Source organism: Actinocorallia sp. A-T 12471 (genome assembly GCF_033875155.1).
Taxonomy (GTDB): Bacteria; Actinomycetota; Actinomycetes; order Streptosporangiales; family Streptosporangiaceae; genus Actinocorallia.
In genome coordinates this window covers 1-20,676 of sequence record NZ_JAWZTE010000025.1, presented here as the reverse complement: position 1 = coordinate 20,676, position 20,676 = coordinate 1, and the positions used below count along the sequence as shown (strand labels likewise).

Genomic DNA, 20,676 nt, shown 5'->3' with positions numbered 1-20,676 from the left:
CCTAACCTAAGTATGTGAGCATTCACTTGCTACATTCCGCGCCTTCCGGGGCGCTCAGCCCACCGGGTGCCGACTACGCGAGGTGTTCGAGATGGATCTGCTGCTGCGCGGGGCCTCACTGATCGACGGAACCGGCGCGCCCGCGCGTCACGCCGACGTCGCCGTCACCGACGGACGGATCGCCGCCGTCGCCGAACCCGGCGCGCTGCCGCCGGGTGAGGCCGCCGAAACCGTCGACCTAGACGGCCTCACCCTCGCCCCCGGCTTCATCGACGTGCACACCCACTACGACGCCCAGATCCTCTGGGACCCCGACCTGACGCCGTCGAGCTGGCACGGCGTCACCAGCGTCGTCATGGGGAACTGCGGCTTCGGCGTCGCGCCGACGACCCCCGAGCACCGCGACATCATCGTGCGCACGCTGGAGAACGTCGAGGGCATGTCGATGGAGGCCCTGGAAGCCGGGATCGACTGGTGCTTCGAGTCGTTCCCCGAGTACCTCGCCGCGCTCGACGCCAGGCCCAAGCGGCTCAACGTCGGCGCGTTCCTCGGCCACACCCCGCTGCGCCTGTTCGTCACCGGCGGCGAGGAGCGCCCCGCGACGCCCGACGAGCTCACCGCGATGCGCGAGGTCGTCAGGGAGGCCCTGGAAGCGGGCGCGCTCGGGTTCTCCACCTCACGCCAGCCCGCCCACCAGGGCGCGTACGGACGTCCGGTGCCGAGCCGCTTCGCCGAGACCGACGAGGTCCACGCGCTCGCCGCCGTGCTCGGCGAACTCGGCAAGGGCGTCCTTCAGGTGTCGATCGGCCCCGGCCTGTTCGTCGACCAGTTCTCCGAGATCGCGTCCCGGTACGGCATCCCCGTCACCTGGACCGCGCTGATGGCCCGCGCCGACAAGCCCGGCGCGGCGCTGCGCACGGTCGAGCGGGGCGGCGCGCTGCCCGGCGAGGTCTACCCGCAGATCGCGTGCCGCCCGATCGTCATGCAGATCGGCATGGCAGACCCGGTGCCGCTCGCCGAGATAGACGAGTGGAAGGACGTCCTGGCGCTCCCGCGCGCCGAGCGGGCCGACCTGTACCGTGACGCAGGCTGGCGCGACCGCGCCCGCGAGACGACGCTGAAGTCCTGGGCGCACCGCTGGCCGAAGACGAGCGTCGAGGAGACCGTCGCGCACGCCGACGCCGTCGGCGTCCCCCTCGACGCGCTCGCCGCCGAGCGCGGCACCACCCCGTTCGACCTGATGCTCGACCTCGCCCTGACCGACGGCATGGCCACCCGCTTCCGCATCGTGCTCGACAACGACGGCGACGACGAGGTCGGCGACCTCCTCGCCGACGACCGCACCCTGCTCGGCCTGTCCGACGCCGGCGCGCACGCCACCCAGCTGTGCGACGCCTGCTACTCCACCCACCTGCTCGGCCACTGGGTGCGCGAACGCGGCGCGATCCCGTTGGAGAAGGCGGTCTGGCGGCTCACCGGGCATCCGCACCGCGCCTTCCGGATCGCCGAACGCGGGCTGGTGCGGGAAGGGTTCCACGCCGACCTCGTCGCGTTCGACCCCGCGACGGTCGGGACGACGCCCGTCGAGCGGGTGCACGACCAGCCGGGCGGCACCGACCGGCTCGTGGTGCGCAGCACGGGCGTCGAGCACATGTGGGTCAACGGCACGGCAGTCCGGGCCGGGGGAGCCGACCTCCCCGGCGTCACTCCCGGACGGCTCCTACGCTCCTGAGCCTTCCACCCCCCGAAGGAGACCCGCTTATGACCGACGTCTACTACGACCCGTACGACGTGGAGATCGACGCCGACCCCTATCCGGTCTACCGGAGGCTCAGGGAGGAGGCGCCGCTCTACTACAACGACCGGTACGACTTCTACGCGGTGAGCCGGTACGACGACGTCGAAGCGGGCCTCGGCGACCCCGCGACGTTCATCTCCGGGCGCGGCGCGATCCTCGAGCTGATCAAGGCGAACATCGACTTCCCGCCCGGCGTGATCATCTTCGAGGATCCGCCGCTGCACACCGCGCACCGGCGGCTGCTGTCGGGCATCTTCACGCCGCGCAAGGTGCTCGCGCTGGAGCCGAAGATCCGCGACTTCTGCGCGCGCAGCCTCGACCGGGTGGCCGGGACCGGACGGTTCGACTTCGTCGCCGACCTCGGCGCGCAGATGCCGATGCGCGTCATCGGCATGCTGCTCGGCATCCCCGAGGCCGACCAGGAGGCGATCCGCGACCAGGTCGACGACACGCTGCGCACCGAGGAGGGCAGGCCGATGGAACTCGACCTCGACTTCCTGGCCGGTGAGGCGTTCGGCGCGTACATCGACTGGCGGGCCGACCACCCGTCCGACGACATCATGACCGACCTGCTGAACGCGGAGTTCGAGGACGAGACCGGCACCCGCCGCAGGCTGACCCGCGAGGAGATCCTGACGTACGTGACGGTCGTCGCGGGCGCGGGCAACGAGACGACGAACCGGCTCATCGGCTGGGCGGGCAAGGTCCTCGCCGACCATCCGGGCCAGCGGCGCGCGCTCGTCGCGGACCCGGCGCTCATCCCGAACGCGATCGAGGAGCTGCTGCGCTTCGAGCCGCCCGCCCAGCACATGGCAAGGTACGTCACCCGTGACGTCGAGCTGCACGGCCGTACGGTCCCCGAGGGCAGCGTCATGATGTTCCTCGTCGCCTCGGCCAACCGCGACGAGCGCCGCCACCCCGACGGCGACGCCTTCGACATCCACCGCGCCGTAGGCCCCCAGCTCACCTTCGGCCGAGGCACCCACTTCTGCCTGGGCGCGGCCCTGGCCCGCCTCGAGGGCAAGATCGCCATCGAGGAGATCCTCAAGCGCTACCCCGACTGGGAGATCGACGCCTCCGCCGCCAAACTGGCCCCCACCTCGACCGTCCGCGGCTTCGCCTCCCTCCCCACCACGGTCCCCACCTGACCCCGACCGGGGGTCGGGGCGCGCTCTCTGCGGGTGTTGTGATCGCCGTTAAGCGATCACAACACCCGCAGGGTTTGGGGGTCAGGCCGGAGGGTCGAGGTTGTAGAGCTTGGTGGCCGTGTGCTGGAGGACCTTGCCGATGGTCTCCTCGGGGAGGCCGGACAGGGCGAGCTCCATGACGTCGCGGGGGCTGGGGGACTCCGACGCAGGGCCGGGGGACAGGCTCGTGGCGTGCGGGAAGTCGGTCTCGAACATGAGGTTGTCGCCGAGCTGGTCGATCACCGAGCGGACCGACTGGCGCTCGAACCAGAACATGCCGTAGATCTGCCGCTTCATGTACTCGCTGGGCAGGAGCCGGTCCGGGTACTCCTTGTGCGCCCCGACGTTGAGCCACTGCCAGTCCATCGTCTCGGCGAAGAACGGCAGCCAGCCCGCGCCGTTCTCGACCGACACGAAGTTGAGGTCCGGGTAGCGGTGGCACACGCCGCTCAGCACGACCTCGGCGATGTTCTGGGCGTTGCCGAGCAGGACGAGGGAGCTCTCCCGGGTGAAGTCGATCTTCTTGGACTGGTCGACCGCGCCCTTCAGGTCCTCGTCGGAGGCGAGGAACCCGACGTGGAAGTTCATCGACAGCCCCATCTCCTGGGCCTGGCCGAGGACGGGCTCCCAGTAGTCGTCAATGAGCCGGGGGAGTCCGACCTTGTCGTAGCGCGCCGCGAACAGGACGCCCTTGTGGCCCATCGCGTGCGCCCGCCGCATCTCCGCGACCGACTCGTCGATGTCCCAGAACGGCAGCATCATCATGGGGACGAGCCGCGTCGGGTCGGCCGAGGCGAACTCGGCGACCCAGTCGTTGTACGCCTGGACGCACCGGGTGGCGAGCTCACGCGGCATCTGGTTGAGGAACCTGTGGCTGTGGAAGCCCACGATGTTCGGGTACAGCACCTGGTAGTGAACGCCCACTTTGTCGTTGTAGGCGAGCCGCTCCTTGGCGTCGATCGCGGCGGGCAGCGCCTCGGACAGCCGCTTGGGGTGGGACGGCGGGAACTCCGCCCACCCGGCCTGCGCGAACGCGCCGACCCCGTAGAGCTTGCGGTCGCCGATGTACCAGACGTCCTCCTGGCGGCGCTCGTGGAAGCGGACGTGCGGCACGAGGTCGCCCCACTTGGCGGTGGAGATCCGCGACGTCCACAGGTCGGCGGGCTCGATGATGTGGGAGTCGACGTCGGCCACCGCGTACCGCTCGCAGAGCGCTTCGCGCGGCTTGGAGGCTGTCGGAGCGGTCAGGGTCGCGTCCTGGTCGGCCATGCGCGGGAACTCCTCCGCTTAGAGAGTGTGTACTCACTTACATTAGGCGTGGCCGACCCGGGTACGCAACGGCCCGCCGTCACTCCTCGGGTTCCGGCACCCCGCGCAGCCGCGCCGCCATCATCAGCGGCGTCACGCTGAGCACCCCCGACTCCACCGGAAGCGTCACGCCGGTGATCCAGCGCGCCTCGTCGCTGGCCAGGAACGCCGCCGCGTACGCGACGTCCCAGCCGTCACCCGGCGTGCCGAGCAGCCCCGCCTCGCTGCGCAGCGTGTTCATGAACTCCGCGCGCGGCCCCGGCGCGGACACCGACATCACCATCGGCGTGGTGATGTGGCCCGGCGCGACCGCGTTCACCCGGATGCCGTCGCGGCCGTGCGCGTAGGCCATGTCGACGGTCAGCGCGAGCATCCCGCCCTTGGCCGCGCTGTAGGCGGCGGTCCCGTCGCCGCGCAGCGCCGAGATCGACGCGACGTTGACGATCGAGCCGCCGCCCTGCTCGGCCATCACCGGCACCGCGTACTTCGAGGCGAGGAACGCGGTGCGCAGGTTGACGTCAAGCGCGCGGTCCCACTCCTCCTCCGACGTGTCAACGACGGTCCCGAGCGCGGCCCGGCCGATGTTGTTCACCAGGACGTCGACTGTCCCGTACCGCTCGACGGCCGTCGCGACCATCTCCTCGCAGTCGGCGGCCTGGGTCGCGTCGGCGGCGAACACCGACGCCTCGCCGCCCTCCTTCTCGATGAGCCGCAGGGTGTCCTCGGCCCGCTCGGGGAACAGGTCCACGAGCAGGACCTTCGCGCCCTCCCGCGCCAGGACGACCGCGGTCGCCTTCCCCGTGCCGATGCCGGGCCCGGGCGTCGAGCCCGCTCCCGTCACTATCGCGACCTTGCCTTCGACCCGTCCGGGACGATCCACCACTGCAGTTCTCCTTGTGTGTTGTTGCGTTGCCTCGTACACGGGCGCTACCAGCGGGTGAGCAGCGTCGCGCCCGCCTCGAACCCTCCGACGTTGCTCACCGCGGCGACCTCCGCGCCGACGACCTGCCGGTCGCCCGCCTCGCCGCGCACCTGCCGCACCGCCTCGGCGGTGTGCCCGAACGCCGCGTGCAGCCGGCCCCCGGACAGCTGGCCGCCCCACGTGTTCAGCGGCAGCTCCCCGTCGAGCGCTATGCGGGTGCCGCCCTCGACGTACGCGGCCGCCTCGCCGACCCCGCAGAACCCCAGGGCCTCGAGCCACCAGACGACCTCGATGGTGAACCCGTCGTAGAGCTGCGCGACGTCCACGTCGCCGGGCGTGAGGTCGGTGCGCGCCCACATGGCTTGCGCGGCCCCGTGCCCGACCCTGCCCATGTCCTGCCACTGATCCCATGACGGCCTGCCCTCCACGACCCCGGCCGCCGCCTCGATCCGCACGGGGGCGCGCAGGTCGGGGGCGGTCTCGACGGCCGAGACGACGATCGCGGTGGACCCGTCGGCGGGCACGTCGCAGTCGTACAGGCACATCGGCGTGGAGATCATCCGGGAGTCCAGGTAGTCCTCGACGCTCAGCGGGCTCCGGTAGACGGCGTCGGGGTTGCGCGCGGCGTGGGCGCGCTGCGTCACCGGTATCCAGGCCAGCTGCTCGCGGGTCGCCTTGTACTCGTGCATGTAACGGGCCGCGTAAGGCGCGACCTGGCAGACGGGCGAAAGCATCCCGACCGGTAGCAGCCACGCGAGCGTTCCTTCTGCGACGGGCTTGGTGGAGCCGTAAGCGGGCCGTCCGCCTGCATTGCGCGCGGCGCTGCCCTCCTTGACCGTCCGCCAGACGACGACATGACGGGCCTGCCCCGTCGCCACCGCCATCGCGGGCCCGTAGAACGGCAGCGCCATGCCCTCGTTGATGCCCTGCCGCCACGACGTGGTGATGCCGAGCGCGTCCTGGACCTCGTAGAGGTTGCCGTTGGCGTAGCCGGGCAGGTTGGCCGCGCCGCCTCCGGGGAACATCGCGAGGCCGTCGACGTCGGCGACGGTCAGGCCGGCGTCGGCGATCGCCGCGAGGACCGCGTCGAGGGTGAGCTGGAAGCCCGAGCGGTCGAGGCGGCGGCCGATCGCGGACTGGCCGACACCGGAGATGACGGCGCGGCGTTCGAAGAGGTCGGTCCCCAAGGGGCTCTCCTGAAGGTAGGGGTCGCCTAGCGCGCGGCGACGAAGCTGGGAATGGCGAAGCCGCCCGGGCCTGGCTCGAAGCCGATCTCGACGGTCATGCCGATGCAGGCGTCCTCGGGCGGGCAGCCGCGCAGCCGCCCGGTCACCCGGACGCCGGGGTGGCCGGGGAACTCCACGAGGACGACCGCGTAAGGCACCTCGAGATCCGGCAGCCACCTCTGGTGGTTGACGGTGAGGCTGTAGACCACGCCGGGCCCGGTGACCTCGGCGAACGCGGTCGGCCTTGTGCGGCACGCGCGGCAGATCCCGCGCGGCGGGAACGACTCGACGCCGCACGCCGGACACCGCTCGGCGAGCAGCCGCCCTTCCCGCGCGGCGGTCCAGAACGGCTCGGTCTCCTCGGTGACGGCGGGGGGAATCCCGACTGTCGCGTCCACTTGCGGGGGCCTCCTTCCGGGGCTCGTTCGCCCACCCCCACTGTCTACATAAAAAAGTGAGCATTTGCTATCTTCCGATCGAACGCCGTCCCCTCGGCGGTGTTCGAGGGGAGGACCAGTGGCAGACGACCGTGTCGCCCTCGGGGCGGCGGCGATTCCCGAACCCGACCGAGACTGGCTCGCCGCCGTGGAGCGGCTGCCGATCTCGTCGGTCTGGCAGGGCGGCCATGTGCTGCCGCCCAGCGCCACCGGCGAGGCGATGACGAGGCTCGCCCTGATGACCGCGTGGACCGAGCGGGTCAGGGTCGGCACCGCCGTGCTGATGCTGCCGCTGTACCACCCGGTGCTCGCGGCCAAGCAGCTCGCCGACCTCGACAGCAGGTCCGGCGGCCGGGTGGTCGCCGGGGTCGGCGTCGGCGGTGAGTTCCCGCAGGAGTTCGCCGCGCTCGGCGTGCCGGTGCGGGAGCGCGGCGCGCGCGCCGACGAGTCCATCGAGGTGCTGCGCAAGCTGTGGCGCGGCGGCTCGGTGAGCCACAAGGGCAGGTTCTTCGCTTTTGACGGCGTCGAACTCCGCCCGGTCCGGCACGGCGACGGGCCGGGGATGCGCGCCGGAGGGCCGCCGATCGTGGTGTCCGGGCGCAAGGAACCCGCGATGCGCCGGGCGGCACGGCTCGGCGACGGGTGGCTGCCCTACCTCGTGTCACCCGAGGCGTACGCGCGCTCGGTACGGACCATCAAGGACGAGGCCGCCGCGCTCGGCCGCGACCTCACCGGATTCGAGTGGGCGGTGTACCTGTACTGCTCGGTCCGCGCCGACCGGGAGCGCGCCCGCGCCGACGTCGCAGGGTTCCTCGGCTCCGCCTACGGCGACAAACCCCCGGAGCTGCTCGACCGGATCGCCCCCTCCGGCACCCCGGAGGAGGTCGCGGCCCGCATCCAGACCTACGTCGACGCCGGAGCCCGGCACATCGTGATCTCGCCCGCCGCACACGAGGACACCCTGGACATCGTGCGCCTCGCCGCCCAGGAGGTACTACCCCGCCTGACGCTCCCATCGGCATCGACCCCGGCCCCGGCCGCGTCGGCCCTGGCCGCCTCGGCCGCCTCGGCCTCGGCGGCGGCTCCGGCGTCGGGCCCGGCTTCGTCGGTCGGGGCGGCGGCGTTGCCCGGGGGGTCGGCGTGAGCGCGGGGCTGCCCTGTGCGGGGCTGCGGGTTGTGGAGCTCGCCGTCGGGGTGAGCGATCTGGGTGTCGGGCTCGCCGGGGGAGTGCCAGGTCTGCTCCTCGCCGATCTCGGCGCGACGGTCACCAGGGTCGTCGGGGCCGCGCCCGTCCCGCTCGACGCGGAGGTGCCGTGGGGTCGGGCCTGGCACCGTGACAAGCGGATCGTGCGGGCCGACGACGCGGCCATGGCCCTCGCCCTGCTCAGGGAAGCCGATGTCGCGCTCGTGTACGGGCCGGAAGAACGCGTCGAAAGGCGCGGGCTCGGCTACCGCGACCTGGTGAAGGACAACCCCTCCCTGGTGTACGCGCGCTGCCGTCCGAGCCGTACGGCCAAGGGCGAGACCGCCGACTACGGCATGCTGGTCGAGGCGTCAGCGGGGCTGTACACGCAGCTCGCCGGACACCGGCCGGGACCCGTCTTCGTTGACGCGCGCGCCTCCGGCGTCGGAACGGCGTCGCTGCTGTCGGTCTCGGTGCTCGCCCTGCTGCGGCGGCGCGCGCTCACCGGCGCGGGCGGCTGGGCCGAGACGTCCCTGTACGACGGGATGCTCGCGACGCTCGGCTGTATGATCGGCCGCTCCGAGGCCGCGCCGGAGGAGGTCGAGTCGTACTGGGCGAAGGGCTCGACTTTCCCGAACTTCCTGTACCGCTGCGCCGACGGCGAGCTGATCCAGGTCTGGTTCGGCGGCAAGGGCATGTACGCCGCGCTCATCGAGGTGCTCGGCGACGAGCCAAGCGAGGACGGCTACTACACCGACCAGATGACCGGCCGCCTCGGCGTCCGTGCCGCCCGCTGGTCCGCCCTGTTCGCCCGACGCCCCCGCCCCGATTGGATCACCGCCCTGCGCGCCGCGGGCGTCGCCTGCGAACCCGTCCTCGGCCCCGGCGAGGCCCTCCACGACCCCCACCTCACCGAAACCGCCCTCGCCCTCACCCGCGAAGACAACGGCACCACCTACGTCCTCCCCGGCTCCCCCATAACCGTCTCCCCCCTCACCCCGCCGCCAGGCGACACCCAGCACGGCCCGGCCGCCCGATCGACGGAGCCGGGGTCGCCCACACCCCCGCGCGAAGCCGGGCACGGCTCGCTCGCGGCGGAGTCGGGTTCGTCCGAAGCGCCTGCGGGCCCGGTTGCGCCCGGCGCGGCGGTCGGCAGCGGGCCGGGGTTGTTGGCGGGGTTGAGGGTCGCGGACTTCTCGGCCTTCGTCGCCGGGCCGCTCGCCGCCGAGGTGCTTGCCGATCTCGGCGCGGATGTCGTCAAGGTGGAGCCGCCCGGGGGAGAGGCGATGCGGGCCGCCGCGTATGCGGTGGCGGCGTGTCAGCGGGGGAAGCGCAGCGTGGCGCTCGACATCGGCGCGCCAGAGGCGCGGGAGGCCGTGGAACGCCTGCTCACGTGGGCGGACGTGGTCGTGCACAACTTCCGGGTGGGCGTCGCCGAACGGCTCGGGATCGGGGCCGCCGACGTCGCGCGGGTCAACCCGGGCGCGGTCTACTGCCACGCGAGCGCGTTCGGCGACAGCGGGCCGCGCGCCAGGTTCCCCGGCAACGACGCACTCATGCAGGCGGTCACCGGGTTCGAGGCGGCGATCGGCGGCGCGGGCAACGACCCGATCGCCGCGACATGGATCCCGCTGGACATGGCGGGCGGCTGGGTCGCGGCGGGCGGCGTGCTCGCGGGCCTGCTCGGCAGCGCCGCCGACGGCGCGGGCAGACGCGTCGTCACGAGCCTGCTCGGCGCGGGAATGCTCGCGCACAGCGGCGTCCACCTGCGCGACGGCGACCTCGTGCTCGGCCCGTCCCTCGACGGCGGCCAGACCGGCTACGGCCCCGGCTACCGCATCTACGAGTGCGCCGACGGGGCCTGGCTCGCCGTCGTCGTCCCCGATCCCGCCGCGTGGGCGCGGCTGGGCGAGTCCGTCGCCGACCTCCCCGACGCCTACGCCCCGCTGCGCGGCGGCCCGTCCGACGAGACGGCCCGCAAGGCCGAAGCGATCCTCGAGGCCGCCTTCGCCGCCGAGCCCGCCGCCGCCTGGACCGCGCGCCTGGGCGAGATCGGCGCGCTGTGCGAGCCCGTCGAACTCCTCGACCGCGACGGCTTCCGCGCCGCCATCCTCGACGACCCCGTCAACCGCCAGACGGGCCGCGCGGTCGCCTACCCCACCGCCGACTGGGGCAGGTTCGAGCAGATCGGCCCGCTCCTGCGCTACGGCCCGTCCGACGAGCCGCCCTCGGCGGCGGTACGCCTGAGCCTGCCCGGCGTCGGCGAGCACACCGCCGAGGTCCTCGCCGAGACCGGCATGTCCCGCGCCGACATAGCCGCGCTGCTCGCCACCGGAAAGGCACGCCAGCTCAAGGAGGCCCCATGACGACGAGAACCGAAGCCGCCGACGTGGTCGCGGAGATGGGACGCCGCTTCACCGAGGGCGACTTCGCGGGCGCGTTCGCCCTCCTGCACCCGGAGTTCCGCATCGAACAGCCCGCCTCACTCCCGCACGGCGGCGTCCACCACGGCCGGGACGGCATGGCCGCGATGGGCGCGGAGTTCGCGCGCCACTGGGACCGGGCCATCACCGCCCCCCGCGTCCTCGGCTGCGGCCCCACCCAGGCGGTCCAGATAACCACCCAGACCTGGACGGCCAAGCTAACCGGCCGCGCCGAGACCGTCGACGTGGTCGAGCTGTTCCAGGTCGCCGACGGGCTCGTCAGGGAGATCCGGGTCTTCCAGCAGGACACCCACGCCCTCCTCCGCACGCTCGACCCGGGTTGATCACCGGCCTTGACAGCCTCCCGGCCGCCGGGGAGGATAAATAACTGGGCGTTCACTTACTTATAGACGCGTTCCCCGCTTCGAACGCGAGCCGACGGAGGATGCGCGGCGATGGACTACCAGCTGATCGACGCAGACGGCCACTACTACGAGCCCGACGACTGCTTCACCCGGCACATCGAGTCGCGCCACCGCGACGCGACGGTGCAGGTCACCCGCGGCGCCGACGGCCTCGGCCGGATCTTCCTGCGCGGCCGCCGCACCTTCATGAGCGTCATGCCCGGCGACCACGCCTCGGCCCCCGGCGCGCTCGCCGGCCTGTTCGCGGGCGAGGTCGCCGACGGCTTCACGCACCGCGAGGTCATCAACGCCAAGGACCACCCGGCGTTCACCGACCGCACCGCGCGCCTCGCCCTCATGGACGAGCAGGGCGTGGAGGCCACGATCCTGCTGCCCACGATGGGCGTCGCGGTCGAGAACGACATGCGCGACGACGTCGCCCTCACCTATGCGAGCCTGCGCGCGTTCAACCGCTGGCTCGAGGACGACTGGGGCTACGGCGACGACGGCAGGATCTTCGCCGTCCCGATGCTGTCGCTGCTCGATCCCGACGAGGCGCTGACGGAACTGCACAGGGTCCTGGCGGCGGGCGCGCGGCTCGTCCACCTCTGTCCCGGCCCGACCGGCGGCCGCTCGCCCGCCGACCCGGTGTTCGACGGGTTCTGGGACACCGTCGCCGAGGCCGGCGTGCCCGTCGTCTTCCATGTCTCCAACAGCGGCTACCAGCACTTCTACGGGAAGATGTGGTCCGAGGACCCCGACAACCCCTCGCACCGCCAGTCCCCGCTGCAGTGGGCGCTGTGCAACACCGAGCGGCCGCTCGTCGACACGCTCACCGCGCTCACCCTGCACAACCTGTTCGGCAGGCATCCGAAGCTGCGGATCATGTCGATCGAGAACGGCTCGACCTGGCTGCGCGCGCTGTTCAAGACAGTCGACAAGGCGGCCGCGCTCGGCAGGCGCGGCCCGATGCTCGGCGGCCCGCTGCCCGCGCGGCCCAGCCTCGACCTCGCCGCGCACCTGTGGGTCTGCCCGTTCCCCGAGGACGACGTGCTCGACCTCATCGACGCGCTCGGCCCCGACCACGTCCTGTTCGGCTCGGACTACCCGCACCCCGAGGGCCTGCGCGAGCCGCGCGACTACGTGCCGAGGCTCGCCGCGTGCCCGCCCGACGTCGCCCGGCGGGTGCTGCGCGGCAACACCGCCGGCCTGCTCGGCCTGCGGGACCGCGCGACGGCGGCGGGGTGAGGCGGCGATGAAAGTAGCGATCGCCTACGAAGCGGGCAAACCCCCTGTTGTCGAGGACCTGCCCGTCCCCGACGTCGGCCCGCGTGACGTGCTCGTCCGCATCGCCGCCAGCGGCATCTGCCACACCGACCTGAACGTCCTCGACGGCCTGTCGGCGCTGCCGCTGCCGATCGCGCTCGGCCACGAGGGCTGCGGGACCGTCGAGGAGGTCGGCGCGGAGGTGCGCAGGGTGCGGCCCGGCGACCGGGTGCTCGCCTCGGTCGCGCCCGCGTGCGGGGTCTGCTGGAACTGCGTCAACGGCATGTCCAACCAGTGCGCGCTGAACCCGTCGGTGAAGGCGGCCGAGCGGTTCACCCTCGCCGACGGCAGGCGAGCCGCCGCCGTCTGCGGCTGCGGGACGTTCGCCGAGGCGATGGTCGTGCACGAGGCGTCGGTGGTGCCGGTGCAGACCGATCTGGCCGACGAGGAACTCGCCCTGCTCGGCTGCGGCGTCACCACGGGGCTCGGCGCAGTGCTCAACACCGCGGGCGTGACGCCCGGCGCGAGCGTCGCGGTCATCGGGTGCGGCGGCGTCGGACAGTCGGTCGTGCAGGGCGCGCGGATCGCAGGGGCCGCGGTGATCGTCGCGGTCGATCCGGTGCGGGGACGCCGCGAGGCTGCCCTCGCGGCCGGGGCCACCCATGCGGTCGACCCCTCGGCGGGCGACGCCGTCGCGCAGGTACGCGAGTTGACTTCGGGACGCGGCGCGGACTTCACCTTCGAGGCCGTCGGACGGCCCGACCTTATGGTCCAAGCCTTCGAGATGGCACGCGGCCACGGAACCGTGACGCTCGTGGGGATGCCGCCCGTGGGGTCGTCGCTGACGCTTCCTGCCGTGCAGGCGGTGTTCTCCGGGAAGCGGCTGGCCGGTTCCGTCCTCGGCGGGGCGCAGATCCTGCGGGACTTCCCCAGGTTCATTGCGCTCGCCGAGTCGGGGCGGCTCGACCTCGGGTCGATGGTCTCCAGCCGGATTCCCCTCGCCGACGTCGCCCACGGCGTCGAGCTCGTGGCCCGCGCCGAAGGCGTGCGGACCGTCATCGTCCAGGAGGCATAGCGCATGTCGGACACCTCTCCCGGCTCCCCGGAACCCCTGCCCGACGCGTTGCGCGCCTTCCGGCTCGACGGCAGGGTCGCGATCGTCACGGGGGCGTCGTCGGGGCTGGGGGAGGCGCTGGCACGCGGGCTCGCGTCGGTCGGGGCGCGGGTCGCGGTCGTCGCGCGCCGCCGCGACAGGCTCGGCAAGCTCGCCGAGCGGATCGACGGGCTCGCCGTCGCCTGCGACCTCGGCGACGCCGCTCGGGTCGCCGAGGTGGTCCCGGCCGTCGCCGAGGCGCTGGGGCCGCCCGTGATCCTGGTGAACGCGGCGGGCGCGCTGCTCAGCCCGTCGAAGGCCGAGGACGAGCCGCTCGACGGCATCCGCGCGACCCTCGACCTCAACCTCGTCGCCCCCTTCCGGCTCGCCCAGGACGTCTTCCCGCACATGCGCGACGCGGGCGGCGGCGCGATCGTGCACGTCTCCTCGATCAGCGGCAGGGTCGGCGTGCCCGGCATCCCGCAGGCTTCTTACGCGGCGAGCAAGCTCGGGCTGTCCGGCCTCACCGCGGAGCTCGCCGTCCAGTGGGCGCGGCACGGAATCCGGGTGAACACCGTCGCGCCCGGCTTCTTCCGCAGCGAGATCACCGCGGACCTCTACGAGGACGAGCGGAGCCGCGCGTGGCTGCGCCGCAACACCCCGCTGCCCACCGACGGCACCCCCGACGACTACGTCGGCGCGGTCCTGTGGCTCGCCTCCGACGCGGGCCGCTACGTCACCGGCCAGACGATCGTCGTGGACGGCGGCTGGACCGCCCGCTGATCCCGGATTGAGCCTTACAAGTATTGCAATCCTTATAAGGATTACGTACGGTCTGAGCATGGACTTCTCTATGGGCGCGGTGGCCGGAGCGCTCCGCGGTGAGCTGCGGGAGCTTGTGGCCCGGCATGTGCCGCCGGACTTCCTCGGGGCGTTCACCGACGACCCCAACGACCTGGAGACCGCGCAGCGCTTCTCCCGGACGCTCGCCGACCGCAGCCTGCTCTGCATCGCCTGGCCGAAGGAGTACGGCGGCGGCGACGCCACGGTCTGGGAGCAGACCGTGGTGCGCGAGGAGATGTGGGCGCACCACGAGCCGCGCGGCGCGCAGTACATGGGCGTCAACTGGGTCGGCCCGACGATCATGCGGCACGGCACCGACGCGCAGAAGCGTACCCACCTGCCGCCGATCGCACGCGGCGAGGTGATCTGGTGCCAGGGGTTCAGCGAGCCCGACGCGGGCTCCGACCTCGCCTCCCTGCGCACCACCGCGCGCCGCGACGGCGACGGCTGGCGCGTCACCGGCCAGAAGGTCTGGACGTCGTACGCGGGCATGGCCCAGTGGTGCTTCCTGCTCGCCCGCACCTCCACCGGCGAGCGCAGACAGCAGGGCCTCACGATCTTCCTCGTCCGGATGGACGACCCGGCCGTCGAGGTGCGGCCGATCGACTGCCTGATGGGCCCGCACCACCTGAACGAGGTGTTCATCACCGACCTGAAGGTCACCGAGGCCGACGTGCTCGGCGAGGTGGACGAGGGCTGGAAGGTCGTCCAGGAGGTGCTCGCCTTCGAACGCGTGGGCATCGCCCGCTACGCGCGCTGTGAACGCCTCCTGATGGAAGCGCCCCGCGCGCTGGGCGACGCCTGGGACGAGCTGCCCGAAGAGCTGCACGGCCGGTGGGCGCGGATGCTCACGCACTGCCGCCGCGCCAGGCTGCTCGCCTACAGCGTCCTGCACCGGCAGAGCGAGGGCCGGGTCAGGCCCGGCGACGCGGCGGGCTACCGGATCGCCGTCACCCGGCTCGACCAGGACAGCGCGGAGGTCCTGATGGACATCGCCGCGCACGCCCCGCGCGAGTCCGCGCGCGCGTTCCGCGCGGCCGTCGCCGACCATCACCGCTACGCGCACGCCTCGACAGTCGCGTCCGGCAGCATCGACGTCCAGCGCATCCTGCTGGCCCGGCACATCCTGGGGACCGCGTGAACATCGACCTGAGCGAAGAGGCTTTCGCCTACGGACGCGAAGCCCAGCGCGCGCTGGGCGCGGCGGGGGGAGACGAGCTCGTCAAGCGCGCTGAGGCCGACCCTGCCTCGCGGGCCGGGCTCGTCGAACCGCTGCTCGGCGACCTCGGCGCGTGGGACCTCGACCCGCGCGGCGACGCCGACGACCTGGAGGCCGCCGCCGCCCTCAGCCGCGCGTTCGGCTACTGGGCCGCGCCCTACCCGATCGCCGAACGGCTCGCCCGTCCGGCGGGGTCTGACGGGCTCGTCGTCGTCGCCGACCGGCATCCGGAAGGCGCGGTCGCGGGGCTCGACCTGCGCTGGACCACCGTCACGCTCGACGGCGCGCGCGGGGTCGCGACCGCCGTCCCCTCCGACGCGCGGGCGCGTGACACCGCGTTCGTCACCGCGCTCGACGTGCGGTCCGAGGGGGAGGCCGACGTCCGTGACGTCGCGCTCGGCCTCGTCCTGCCGTGCTGGACGCTGCTCGGCATGCTGGACCGGGCGATGGAGCTGACCCGTGAACACGTCCTCGTGCGTCGGCAGTTCGGCAAGCCGCTCGCCGACAAGCAGGGCGTCCAGTTCCAGCTCACCGACGCCGAGGTCGAGCGGGCGGGGGTCGCGATGCTCGCCAGGTACGCGCTGTGGAGCGTGCAGGACGGCAGGGCCGAGGCGGTGCACGACGCGCTCGCGCTGCGCCTCGCGGTGATCGAGGCGGCTGAGACGGTCTTGCGCACCTGCCACCTGCTGCACGGGGCCGTCGGGTTCTGTGATGAGGCGGCGCTTTCGTGGATCTCCCGGTACAGCCAGCCGCTGCGGCGGCTCCCGTACGGCGTCTCGGGCACCGGCGCGCGCCTCGCCCGCTCGATCGGCCGCGACGGGCTCACCGGCCTGTTCAGCGAGGTGACCGCGTGAGCCCCTACGACGGACTGCCTCCCGAACTCGTGGTGGAGCGGGACGGGCCCGTCAGGACCGTAGTGCTGAACCGTCCCGGCGAGCTGAACGCCGTCAACCGGGATCTGCACCGGGCGCTCGCGGAGGTGTGGGAGCTGCTCGCGGCCGACGCCGAGGCCAAGGTCGTCGTGCTCACCGGGGCCGGGCGGGCGTTCAGCGCGGGCGGCGACCTCGGGTGGATCACCTCGTTCCTCGACGACCCGGCCGCGCGGGACGCGAGCCTGCGGGAGGGGGCGAAGATCATCGAGGAGATGTTGCGGTTCCCGCTTCCGGTGATCGCGGCAGTCAACGGTCCTGCTGTCGGTCTTGGGTGCAGTGTGGCGGTCCTTTCCGACATCGTCCTCATCAGTGAGCGCGCGCACCTGGCCGATCCGCACGTCAGCGTCGGGCTCGTCGCGGGCGACGGGGGAGCGGCGTTCTGGCCGCTGCTCACGCCGATTCTGCGCTCGCGCGAGTACCTGTTCACCGGCGATCGCATCCCCGCGGCCACCGCCGTGGAGCTCGGCCTGGCCAGCAGGACAGTCCCGGCCGACGAGCTGGCGGGCGCGGCGCGCGACCTCGCGCTGCGGCTCGCGGCGCAGCCCGTCGCCGCGCTGCGCGGTACCAAACGCGTCGTCAACGCCTATCTCGGGCAGGCGCTCGCCGGGGCCGTCCAGGCGGGGTTCGCGGCCGAGGCCGAGACCATGCGCTCGGCCGAGCACCGCGCACTGCTGCTCGCCCTCGCCAGGAAGGCGGGCGGGTGAGCGACGACCTCGCCGACTTCCGGGCCGACGTGCGGGCCTGGTGCCGCGCGCACATCCCCGCCGACTGGCGGCGCGCGCAGACCGGCGCGAGCGACGCCGAGTTCGTCGCGTTCCAGCATGCGTGGTTCCAAGAGCTGCGGAGCGCCGGATACGCAGTCCCGCACTGGCCGGCCGCGTGGGGCGGCGGCATGTCCGTCGCCCGGCAGGCCGTGCTGTACCGGGAACTCGCGGCGCACGACGCGCCGCGCCTCGTCCTCGCGTTCGTCGCGATCCACCACGCGGCCGCGACGCTGCTCGCTGCCGGTACCGAGGAGCAGCGCGCGCGGCACCTTCCGGCGATCCTCGACGGGGAGATCTGGGTGCAGGGCTTCTCCGAGCCCGATGCCGGATCGGACCTCGCCGCGCTGCGCACGACTGCCCGGCGTGAGGGTGACGGCTATGTCGTCAACGGGCAGAAGGTGTGGGCGAGCGGCGCGGCGCACTCCGACTGGTGCCTGCTGCTGGCCCGGACCGACCCGGCCGCGCCCAAGCGGCGCGGGATCTCCTACCTGCTGATGGACATGCGGTCGCCGGGCGTCGACGTCCGCCCGATCCGGCAGGCGACCGGCGAGTCGCACTTCTGCGAGATCTTCCTTGACGACGTCGTCGTGCCGGTCGCGAACCTCGTCGGGCCGGAGAACGACGGGTGGCGGGTCGCCCAGGAGACGCTCGGCGCGGAACGCGGCATGACCATGCTGGAGCTCGCCGAACGCCTCGGCCACGGGGGTTTCCGGCGGCTCGTCGACCTGTGCGCGCGGCCGGGGCGCGACGGCGTCGCCCCGCTTGACGACGCCCGGGTGCGCGATCGGCTCGCCGTGCTGGAGACCGAGCTGGCGGGGTTGCGCGCTATGTGCGCCGACCTTGTCGCGGCCGACGCGCCGGGCCCGGCTGACGCGTCGATCGTGAAGCTGTACTACAGCGAGCTTCTTCAGCGGATGACTGACTTCGGCGTCCAGGTGGCCGGGCCGGCCGCGCACACCGTCCTGCGCAAGCCGCCGTCGAGCGGGTGGGAGTCGGGCGCGTGGGCGCTGGACTTCATCGGCTCCTGGGAGTGGACGATCCCGGGCGGGACCAGCGAGATCCAACGCTCGATCATCGGGGAACGCGGCCTCGGCCTGCCCCGCGAACCGAAGGCGGTCTGATGCCTGAGGAACACGCCGCGCTGCACGCGGAGCTGCGGGAGGTTGTTCGTGACCTGCTCGCCAAGACCGGTTCGGAGGCCGTGCCCGACTGGCGTGCGGTCGCGCGGTCGGGGTGGCTCGGTCTTGAGGTGGCCGAGGAGTTGGACGGAGCGGGCGCGAGCTTCGCTGAGACGGCCGTCGTGTTGCGGGAGTTCGGGCGGGTGGCGGCGCGCGGGCCGTATCCGGCTGTGGCGGCGCTCGGGCTCGGGGCGTTGGGTCTCGCTGAGGCGGGGCCGGGGAGGGATCGGCTTACCGCCCAGGCCGTCGCGGGGGAGGTGGTGCCGGTTCTGGCGCTTGACGGGGAGGTGGGGGGTGTTCCGTTCGCGCTGGTTCGGACGTCGCGTGGGCTTGTGCTGCGGGGTGGTGCCCGGTTTGTTCCGGATGCGGTCGGTGCGGATCGGCTGCTGCTGCCCGCGCTCGATCCGGACGGGGCGACGGTCCTTGTGGTCCTCGCGCCGGATGCTCCCGGGCTGACGGTGACCGGTCTGCCGGTGCTCGATGAGACGCGGGCGTTCGGGGAGGTGGGGGCGGAGGGCGTCGCGGTGTCTGAGGAGGCGGTGTGGGGGCTTGCGGAAGGGGCCGTGCGGCGGCTGTACGACAGGGCGGCTGTCGCGCTGGCGCTTGACTGCCTCGGGTCGGCCGAGGCGATGCTCGACGCGTCGGTCGCCTACGCGAAGACACGTGTGCAGTTCGGGCGGCCGATCGGGTCGTTCCAGGCGGTGAAGCACGCCTGTGCCGACATGCTCGTCAAGATCACGGTCGCGGACCGGCTTGTGGCGGCGGCGGTGCGCGGATTGGCGGGGGAGGGCGATCCCGTCGCGGCGGCGATGGCCAAGGCGTACGCGTGCGCGAGCGCCGTCGAGGTCGCGGGCGCGGCGATGCAGGTGCACGGCGGGATGGGCTACACGTGGGAGAGCGGCATCCACGTCCATCTCAAGCGCGCGACGCTGAACCGCGAGCTGTTCGGCTCGCCCGCCGCGCACCGGGAACTGCTCGCCGAGCGGTATCCGGCCCTGGCGCGGGGCGACGCCGACACCTAGACTAGTGAGCGTTCGCTTTCTTATGGACCTCGCATTCTCTTGGACGCGGGCCCAGCGCCCGCGTGAGTCTCGTGCCCGCCCGCGCCGCCGCGCGGCGGCGCAGTAGGGAGCCCCCACCATGGCGTTTTCCTGGTTCGTCTCGGTAGACGACCACCTCATCGAGCCCGCGAGGCTCTGGCAGGAGCGCCTGCCGCAGCGGCTGCGCGACGCAGGACCCAGGATCGTGCGCGACGGCGCGTCGGAGTTCTGGGTGTACGAGGACCGCCAGATCGTCACCACAGGGCTCAACGCGGTCGCCGGCAAGACCCGCGAGGAGTTCTCACCCGAGCCCATCACCTACGACGAGATGCGGCCCGGCTGCTACGACCCCGCCGCCCGCGTCGCCGACATGGACCAGGGCAGGGTCCTGGCGTCGATGCTGTTCCCGTCGTTCCCGCGCTACTGCGGCCAGGTCTTCCACGAGGCCAAGGACAAGGAGCTCGCGCTGGAGTGCGTGCGCGCGTGGAACGACTTCATCCTCGAGGAGTTCGCCGCCGCCTACCCCGGCAGGTTCATCCCGATGATGATCATCCCGCTGTGGGACCCGGTCGCGGCCGCCGCCGAGATCGAGCGGACCGCCGGGCTCGGGGCCAAGTCCATCGCCTTCTCCGAGAACCCGACGAAGCTCGGCCTCCCGTCCATCCACACCGGCCACTGGGACCCGGTCTGGCAGGCGTGCGACGACACCGGCATCGTCGTGTCGATGCACGTGGGGTCGTCCTCGAACCTGCTGCGCACCTCCGACGACATGCCGACGCTCGCGTTCATGGCCTACTCCGCCGCGGTCAACCAGGCGGGGACCCTGCTCGACTGGCTGTTCAGCGGGAACTTCACCCGCTACGCCAACCTTAAGATCGCCCTGTCGGAGGGGTCGATCGGGTGGATCCCCTACTTCCTCGAGCGGGCCGAGCAGGTCGTCGACAAGCAGAAGTACTGGGCGTCGCGCTTCGACATCGACATGAACGCCGCGCACGACCGCGGCGAGGCCAAGGGCGCGGCCAGCTTCGACCTCGACACCGACATCCGCCGCCTGTTCAAGGACCACGTCTACGGCACCTTCATCGAGGACCAGGCCGGCCTCCGCCTCCTCGACATCATCGGCGAGGACAACGTCATGCTCGAGTGCGACTACCCGCACTCCGACTCCACCTGGCCCGACACCGTCTCCCAGGCCAACAAGTGGCTCGCCCACCTCCCCGAATCCACCCAGCACAAAATCACCGTCGCCAACGCCTCCCGCATCTACAACTTCACCCCCGCCAACCCCGCCACAATCCCAGTCCCCTAACCCTTTTTCTTCCTCGCAGTCCCTTCGGGACTGCGAGGGCCCGAGCCCCCCTCCCCGCACGTTCAGCGCGGCGCCCCCGGCGCCGCGCTTGAACGCGCGCTTGAACGCGCGCTTGAACGCGCGCTTGAACGCGCGCTTGAACGC

The 20,676-nt window shown here is 72.5% G+C and carries 18 protein-coding genes; 14 read left to right on the top strand and 4 right to left on the bottom strand.

Features of this window, described 5'->3' with window-relative positions; translation table 11 throughout:
- Positions 1 to 91: 91 nt before the first annotated feature.
- Together R9X44_RS35415 and R9X44_RS35410 are read left to right on the top strand one after the other, a co-directional pair.
- On the top strand, positions 92 to 1,732 hold the full coding sequence (locus R9X44_RS35415) for an N-acyl-D-amino-acid deacylase family protein (RefSeq protein ID WP_319818767.1): 1,641 nt from the start codon (positions 92 to 94) through the stop codon (positions 1,730 to 1,732).
- Between the two features lie 29 nt (positions 1,733 to 1,761).
- A complete protein-coding gene (locus R9X44_RS35410; RefSeq protein ID WP_319818766.1) occupies positions 1,762 to 2,946 on the top strand; it encodes a cytochrome P450 in 1,185 nt (394 codons plus the stop codon).
- Positions 2,947 to 3,027: 81 nt separating this feature from the next.
- Here the strand turns inward: R9X44_RS35410 and R9X44_RS35405 are convergent, their stop codons facing one another.
- The 4 genes from R9X44_RS35405 to R9X44_RS35390 form a co-directional block, all read right to left on the bottom strand.
- On the bottom strand, positions 3,028 to 4,254 hold the full coding sequence (locus R9X44_RS35405) for an amidohydrolase family protein (protein ID WP_319818765.1): 1,227 nt from the start codon (positions 4,252 to 4,254) through the stop codon (positions 3,028 to 3,030).
- Positions 4,255 to 4,333: 79 nt separating this feature from the next.
- A complete protein-coding gene (locus R9X44_RS35400) occupies positions 4,334 to 5,176 on the bottom strand; it encodes an SDR family NAD(P)-dependent oxidoreductase (protein ID WP_319818764.1) in 843 nt (280 codons plus the stop codon).
- 44 nt (positions 5,177 to 5,220) lie between these two features.
- Positions 5,221 to 6,402 (bottom strand): thiolase C-terminal domain-containing protein, encoded by a 1,182-nt coding sequence (locus tag R9X44_RS35395; RefSeq protein WP_319818763.1) that lies wholly within the window; start codon positions 6,400 to 6,402, stop codon positions 5,221 to 5,223.
- 26 nt (positions 6,403 to 6,428) lie between these two features.
- Positions 6,429 to 6,839, bottom strand: a complete 411-nt coding sequence (locus tag R9X44_RS35390) for a Zn-ribbon domain-containing OB-fold protein (RefSeq protein WP_319818762.1) — start codon at positions 6,837 to 6,839, stop codon at positions 6,429 to 6,431.
- 118 nt (positions 6,840 to 6,957) lie between these two features.
- Here R9X44_RS35390 and R9X44_RS35385 point away from each other — a divergent pair, with 118 nt between their 5' ends.
- From R9X44_RS35385 to R9X44_RS35330, 12 genes are all read left to right on the top strand, one after another.
- The gene (locus tag R9X44_RS35385; protein ID WP_319818761.1) at positions 6,958 to 8,022 is read left to right on the top strand and encodes an LLM class flavin-dependent oxidoreductase; all 1,065 of its coding nucleotides are present in this window, start codon (positions 6,958 to 6,960) and stop codon (positions 8,020 to 8,022) included.
- Positions 8,019 to 10,427, top strand: a complete 2,409-nt coding sequence (locus tag R9X44_RS35380) for a CaiB/BaiF CoA-transferase family protein (RefSeq protein ID WP_319818760.1) — start codon at positions 8,019 to 8,021, stop codon at positions 10,425 to 10,427. The genes R9X44_RS35385 and R9X44_RS35380 overlap by 4 nt, the downstream gene beginning before the upstream one ends.
- On the top strand, positions 10,424 to 10,828 hold the full coding sequence (locus R9X44_RS35375; protein ID WP_319818759.1) for a nuclear transport factor 2 family protein: 405 nt from the start codon (positions 10,424 to 10,426) through the stop codon (positions 10,826 to 10,828). Before R9X44_RS35380 ends, R9X44_RS35375 begins: the two co-directional genes overlap by 4 nt.
- 111 nt (positions 10,829 to 10,939) lie before the next feature.
- The gene (locus tag R9X44_RS35370) at positions 10,940 to 12,136 is read left to right on the top strand and encodes an amidohydrolase family protein (protein ID WP_319818758.1); all 1,197 of its coding nucleotides are present in this window, start codon (positions 10,940 to 10,942) and stop codon (positions 12,134 to 12,136) included.
- A 7-nt stretch (positions 12,137 to 12,143) separates the two neighbouring features.
- The gene (locus tag R9X44_RS35365) at positions 12,144 to 13,229 is read left to right on the top strand and encodes a Zn-dependent alcohol dehydrogenase (protein WP_319818757.1); all 1,086 of its coding nucleotides are present in this window, start codon (positions 12,144 to 12,146) and stop codon (positions 13,227 to 13,229) included.
- 3 nt (positions 13,230 to 13,232) lie between these two features.
- Positions 13,233 to 14,030 (top strand): SDR family NAD(P)-dependent oxidoreductase, encoded by a 798-nt coding sequence (locus tag R9X44_RS35360; RefSeq protein ID WP_319818756.1) that lies wholly within the window; start codon positions 13,233 to 13,235, stop codon positions 14,028 to 14,030.
- A 58-nt stretch (positions 14,031 to 14,088) separates the two neighbouring features.
- Positions 14,089 to 15,231, top strand: coding sequence for an acyl-CoA dehydrogenase family protein (locus R9X44_RS35355; RefSeq protein ID WP_319818755.1), 1,143 nt, complete (start codon positions 14,089 to 14,091; stop codon positions 15,229 to 15,231).
- Positions 15,228 to 16,163: an acyl-CoA dehydrogenase family protein gene (locus tag R9X44_RS35350; protein ID WP_319818754.1), complete on the top strand. Its 936-nt coding sequence runs from the start codon at positions 15,228 to 15,230 to the stop codon at positions 16,161 to 16,163. Before R9X44_RS35355 ends, R9X44_RS35350 begins: the two co-directional genes overlap by 4 nt.
- Positions 16,160 to 16,945, top strand: a complete 786-nt coding sequence (locus R9X44_RS35345; protein ID WP_319818753.1) for an enoyl-CoA hydratase/isomerase family protein — start codon at positions 16,160 to 16,162, stop codon at positions 16,943 to 16,945. Before R9X44_RS35350 ends, R9X44_RS35345 begins: the two co-directional genes overlap by 4 nt.
- Positions 16,942 to 18,126: an acyl-CoA dehydrogenase family protein gene (locus R9X44_RS35340; protein ID WP_319818752.1), complete on the top strand. Its 1,185-nt coding sequence runs from the start codon at positions 16,942 to 16,944 to the stop codon at positions 18,124 to 18,126. The genes R9X44_RS35345 and R9X44_RS35340 overlap by 4 nt, the downstream gene beginning before the upstream one ends.
- Positions 18,126 to 19,205, top strand: a complete 1,080-nt coding sequence (locus R9X44_RS35335; protein ID WP_319818751.1) for an acyl-CoA dehydrogenase family protein — start codon at positions 18,126 to 18,128, stop codon at positions 19,203 to 19,205. Before R9X44_RS35340 ends, R9X44_RS35335 begins: the two co-directional genes overlap by 1 nt.
- Before the next feature lie 118 nt (positions 19,206 to 19,323).
- On the top strand, positions 19,324 to 20,532 hold the full coding sequence (locus R9X44_RS35330; RefSeq protein ID WP_319818750.1) for an amidohydrolase family protein: 1,209 nt from the start codon (positions 19,324 to 19,326) through the stop codon (positions 20,530 to 20,532).
- The last annotated feature ends 144 nt before the right edge of the window (positions 20,533 to 20,676 follow it).

What these genes read in the sequence shown, in the direction of transcription:
- R9X44_RS35415 (WP_319818767.1), top strand. Translation starts at nt 92, where the DNA reads ATGGATCTGCTGCTGCGCGGGGCCTCACTGATCGACGGAACCGGCGCG.
- R9X44_RS35410 (WP_319818766.1), top strand. Translation starts at nt 1,762, where the DNA reads ATGACCGACGTCTACTACGACCCGTACGACGTGGAGATCGACGCCGAC.
- R9X44_RS35405 (WP_319818765.1), bottom strand. Translation starts at nt 4,254, where the DNA reads ATGGCCGACCAGGACGCGACCCTGACCGCTCCGACAGCCTCCAAGCCG.
- R9X44_RS35375 (WP_319818759.1), top strand. Translation starts at nt 10,424, where the DNA reads ATGACGACGAGAACCGAAGCCGCCGACGTGGTCGCGGAGATGGGACGC.
- R9X44_RS35370 (WP_319818758.1), top strand. Translation starts at nt 10,940, where the DNA reads ATGGACTACCAGCTGATCGACGCAGACGGCCACTACTACGAGCCCGAC.
- R9X44_RS35365 (WP_319818757.1), top strand. Translation starts at nt 12,144, where the DNA reads ATGAAAGTAGCGATCGCCTACGAAGCGGGCAAACCCCCTGTTGTCGAG.
- R9X44_RS35360 (WP_319818756.1), top strand. Translation starts at nt 13,233, where the DNA reads ATGTCGGACACCTCTCCCGGCTCCCCGGAACCCCTGCCCGACGCGTTG.
- R9X44_RS35355 (WP_319818755.1), top strand. Translation starts at nt 14,089, where the DNA reads ATGGACTTCTCTATGGGCGCGGTGGCCGGAGCGCTCCGCGGTGAGCTG.
- R9X44_RS35335 (WP_319818751.1), top strand. Translation starts at nt 18,126, where the DNA reads ATGCCTGAGGAACACGCCGCGCTGCACGCGGAGCTGCGGGAGGTTGTT.
- R9X44_RS35330 (WP_319818750.1), top strand. Translation starts at nt 19,324, where the DNA reads ATGGCGTTTTCCTGGTTCGTCTCGGTAGACGACCACCTCATCGAGCCC.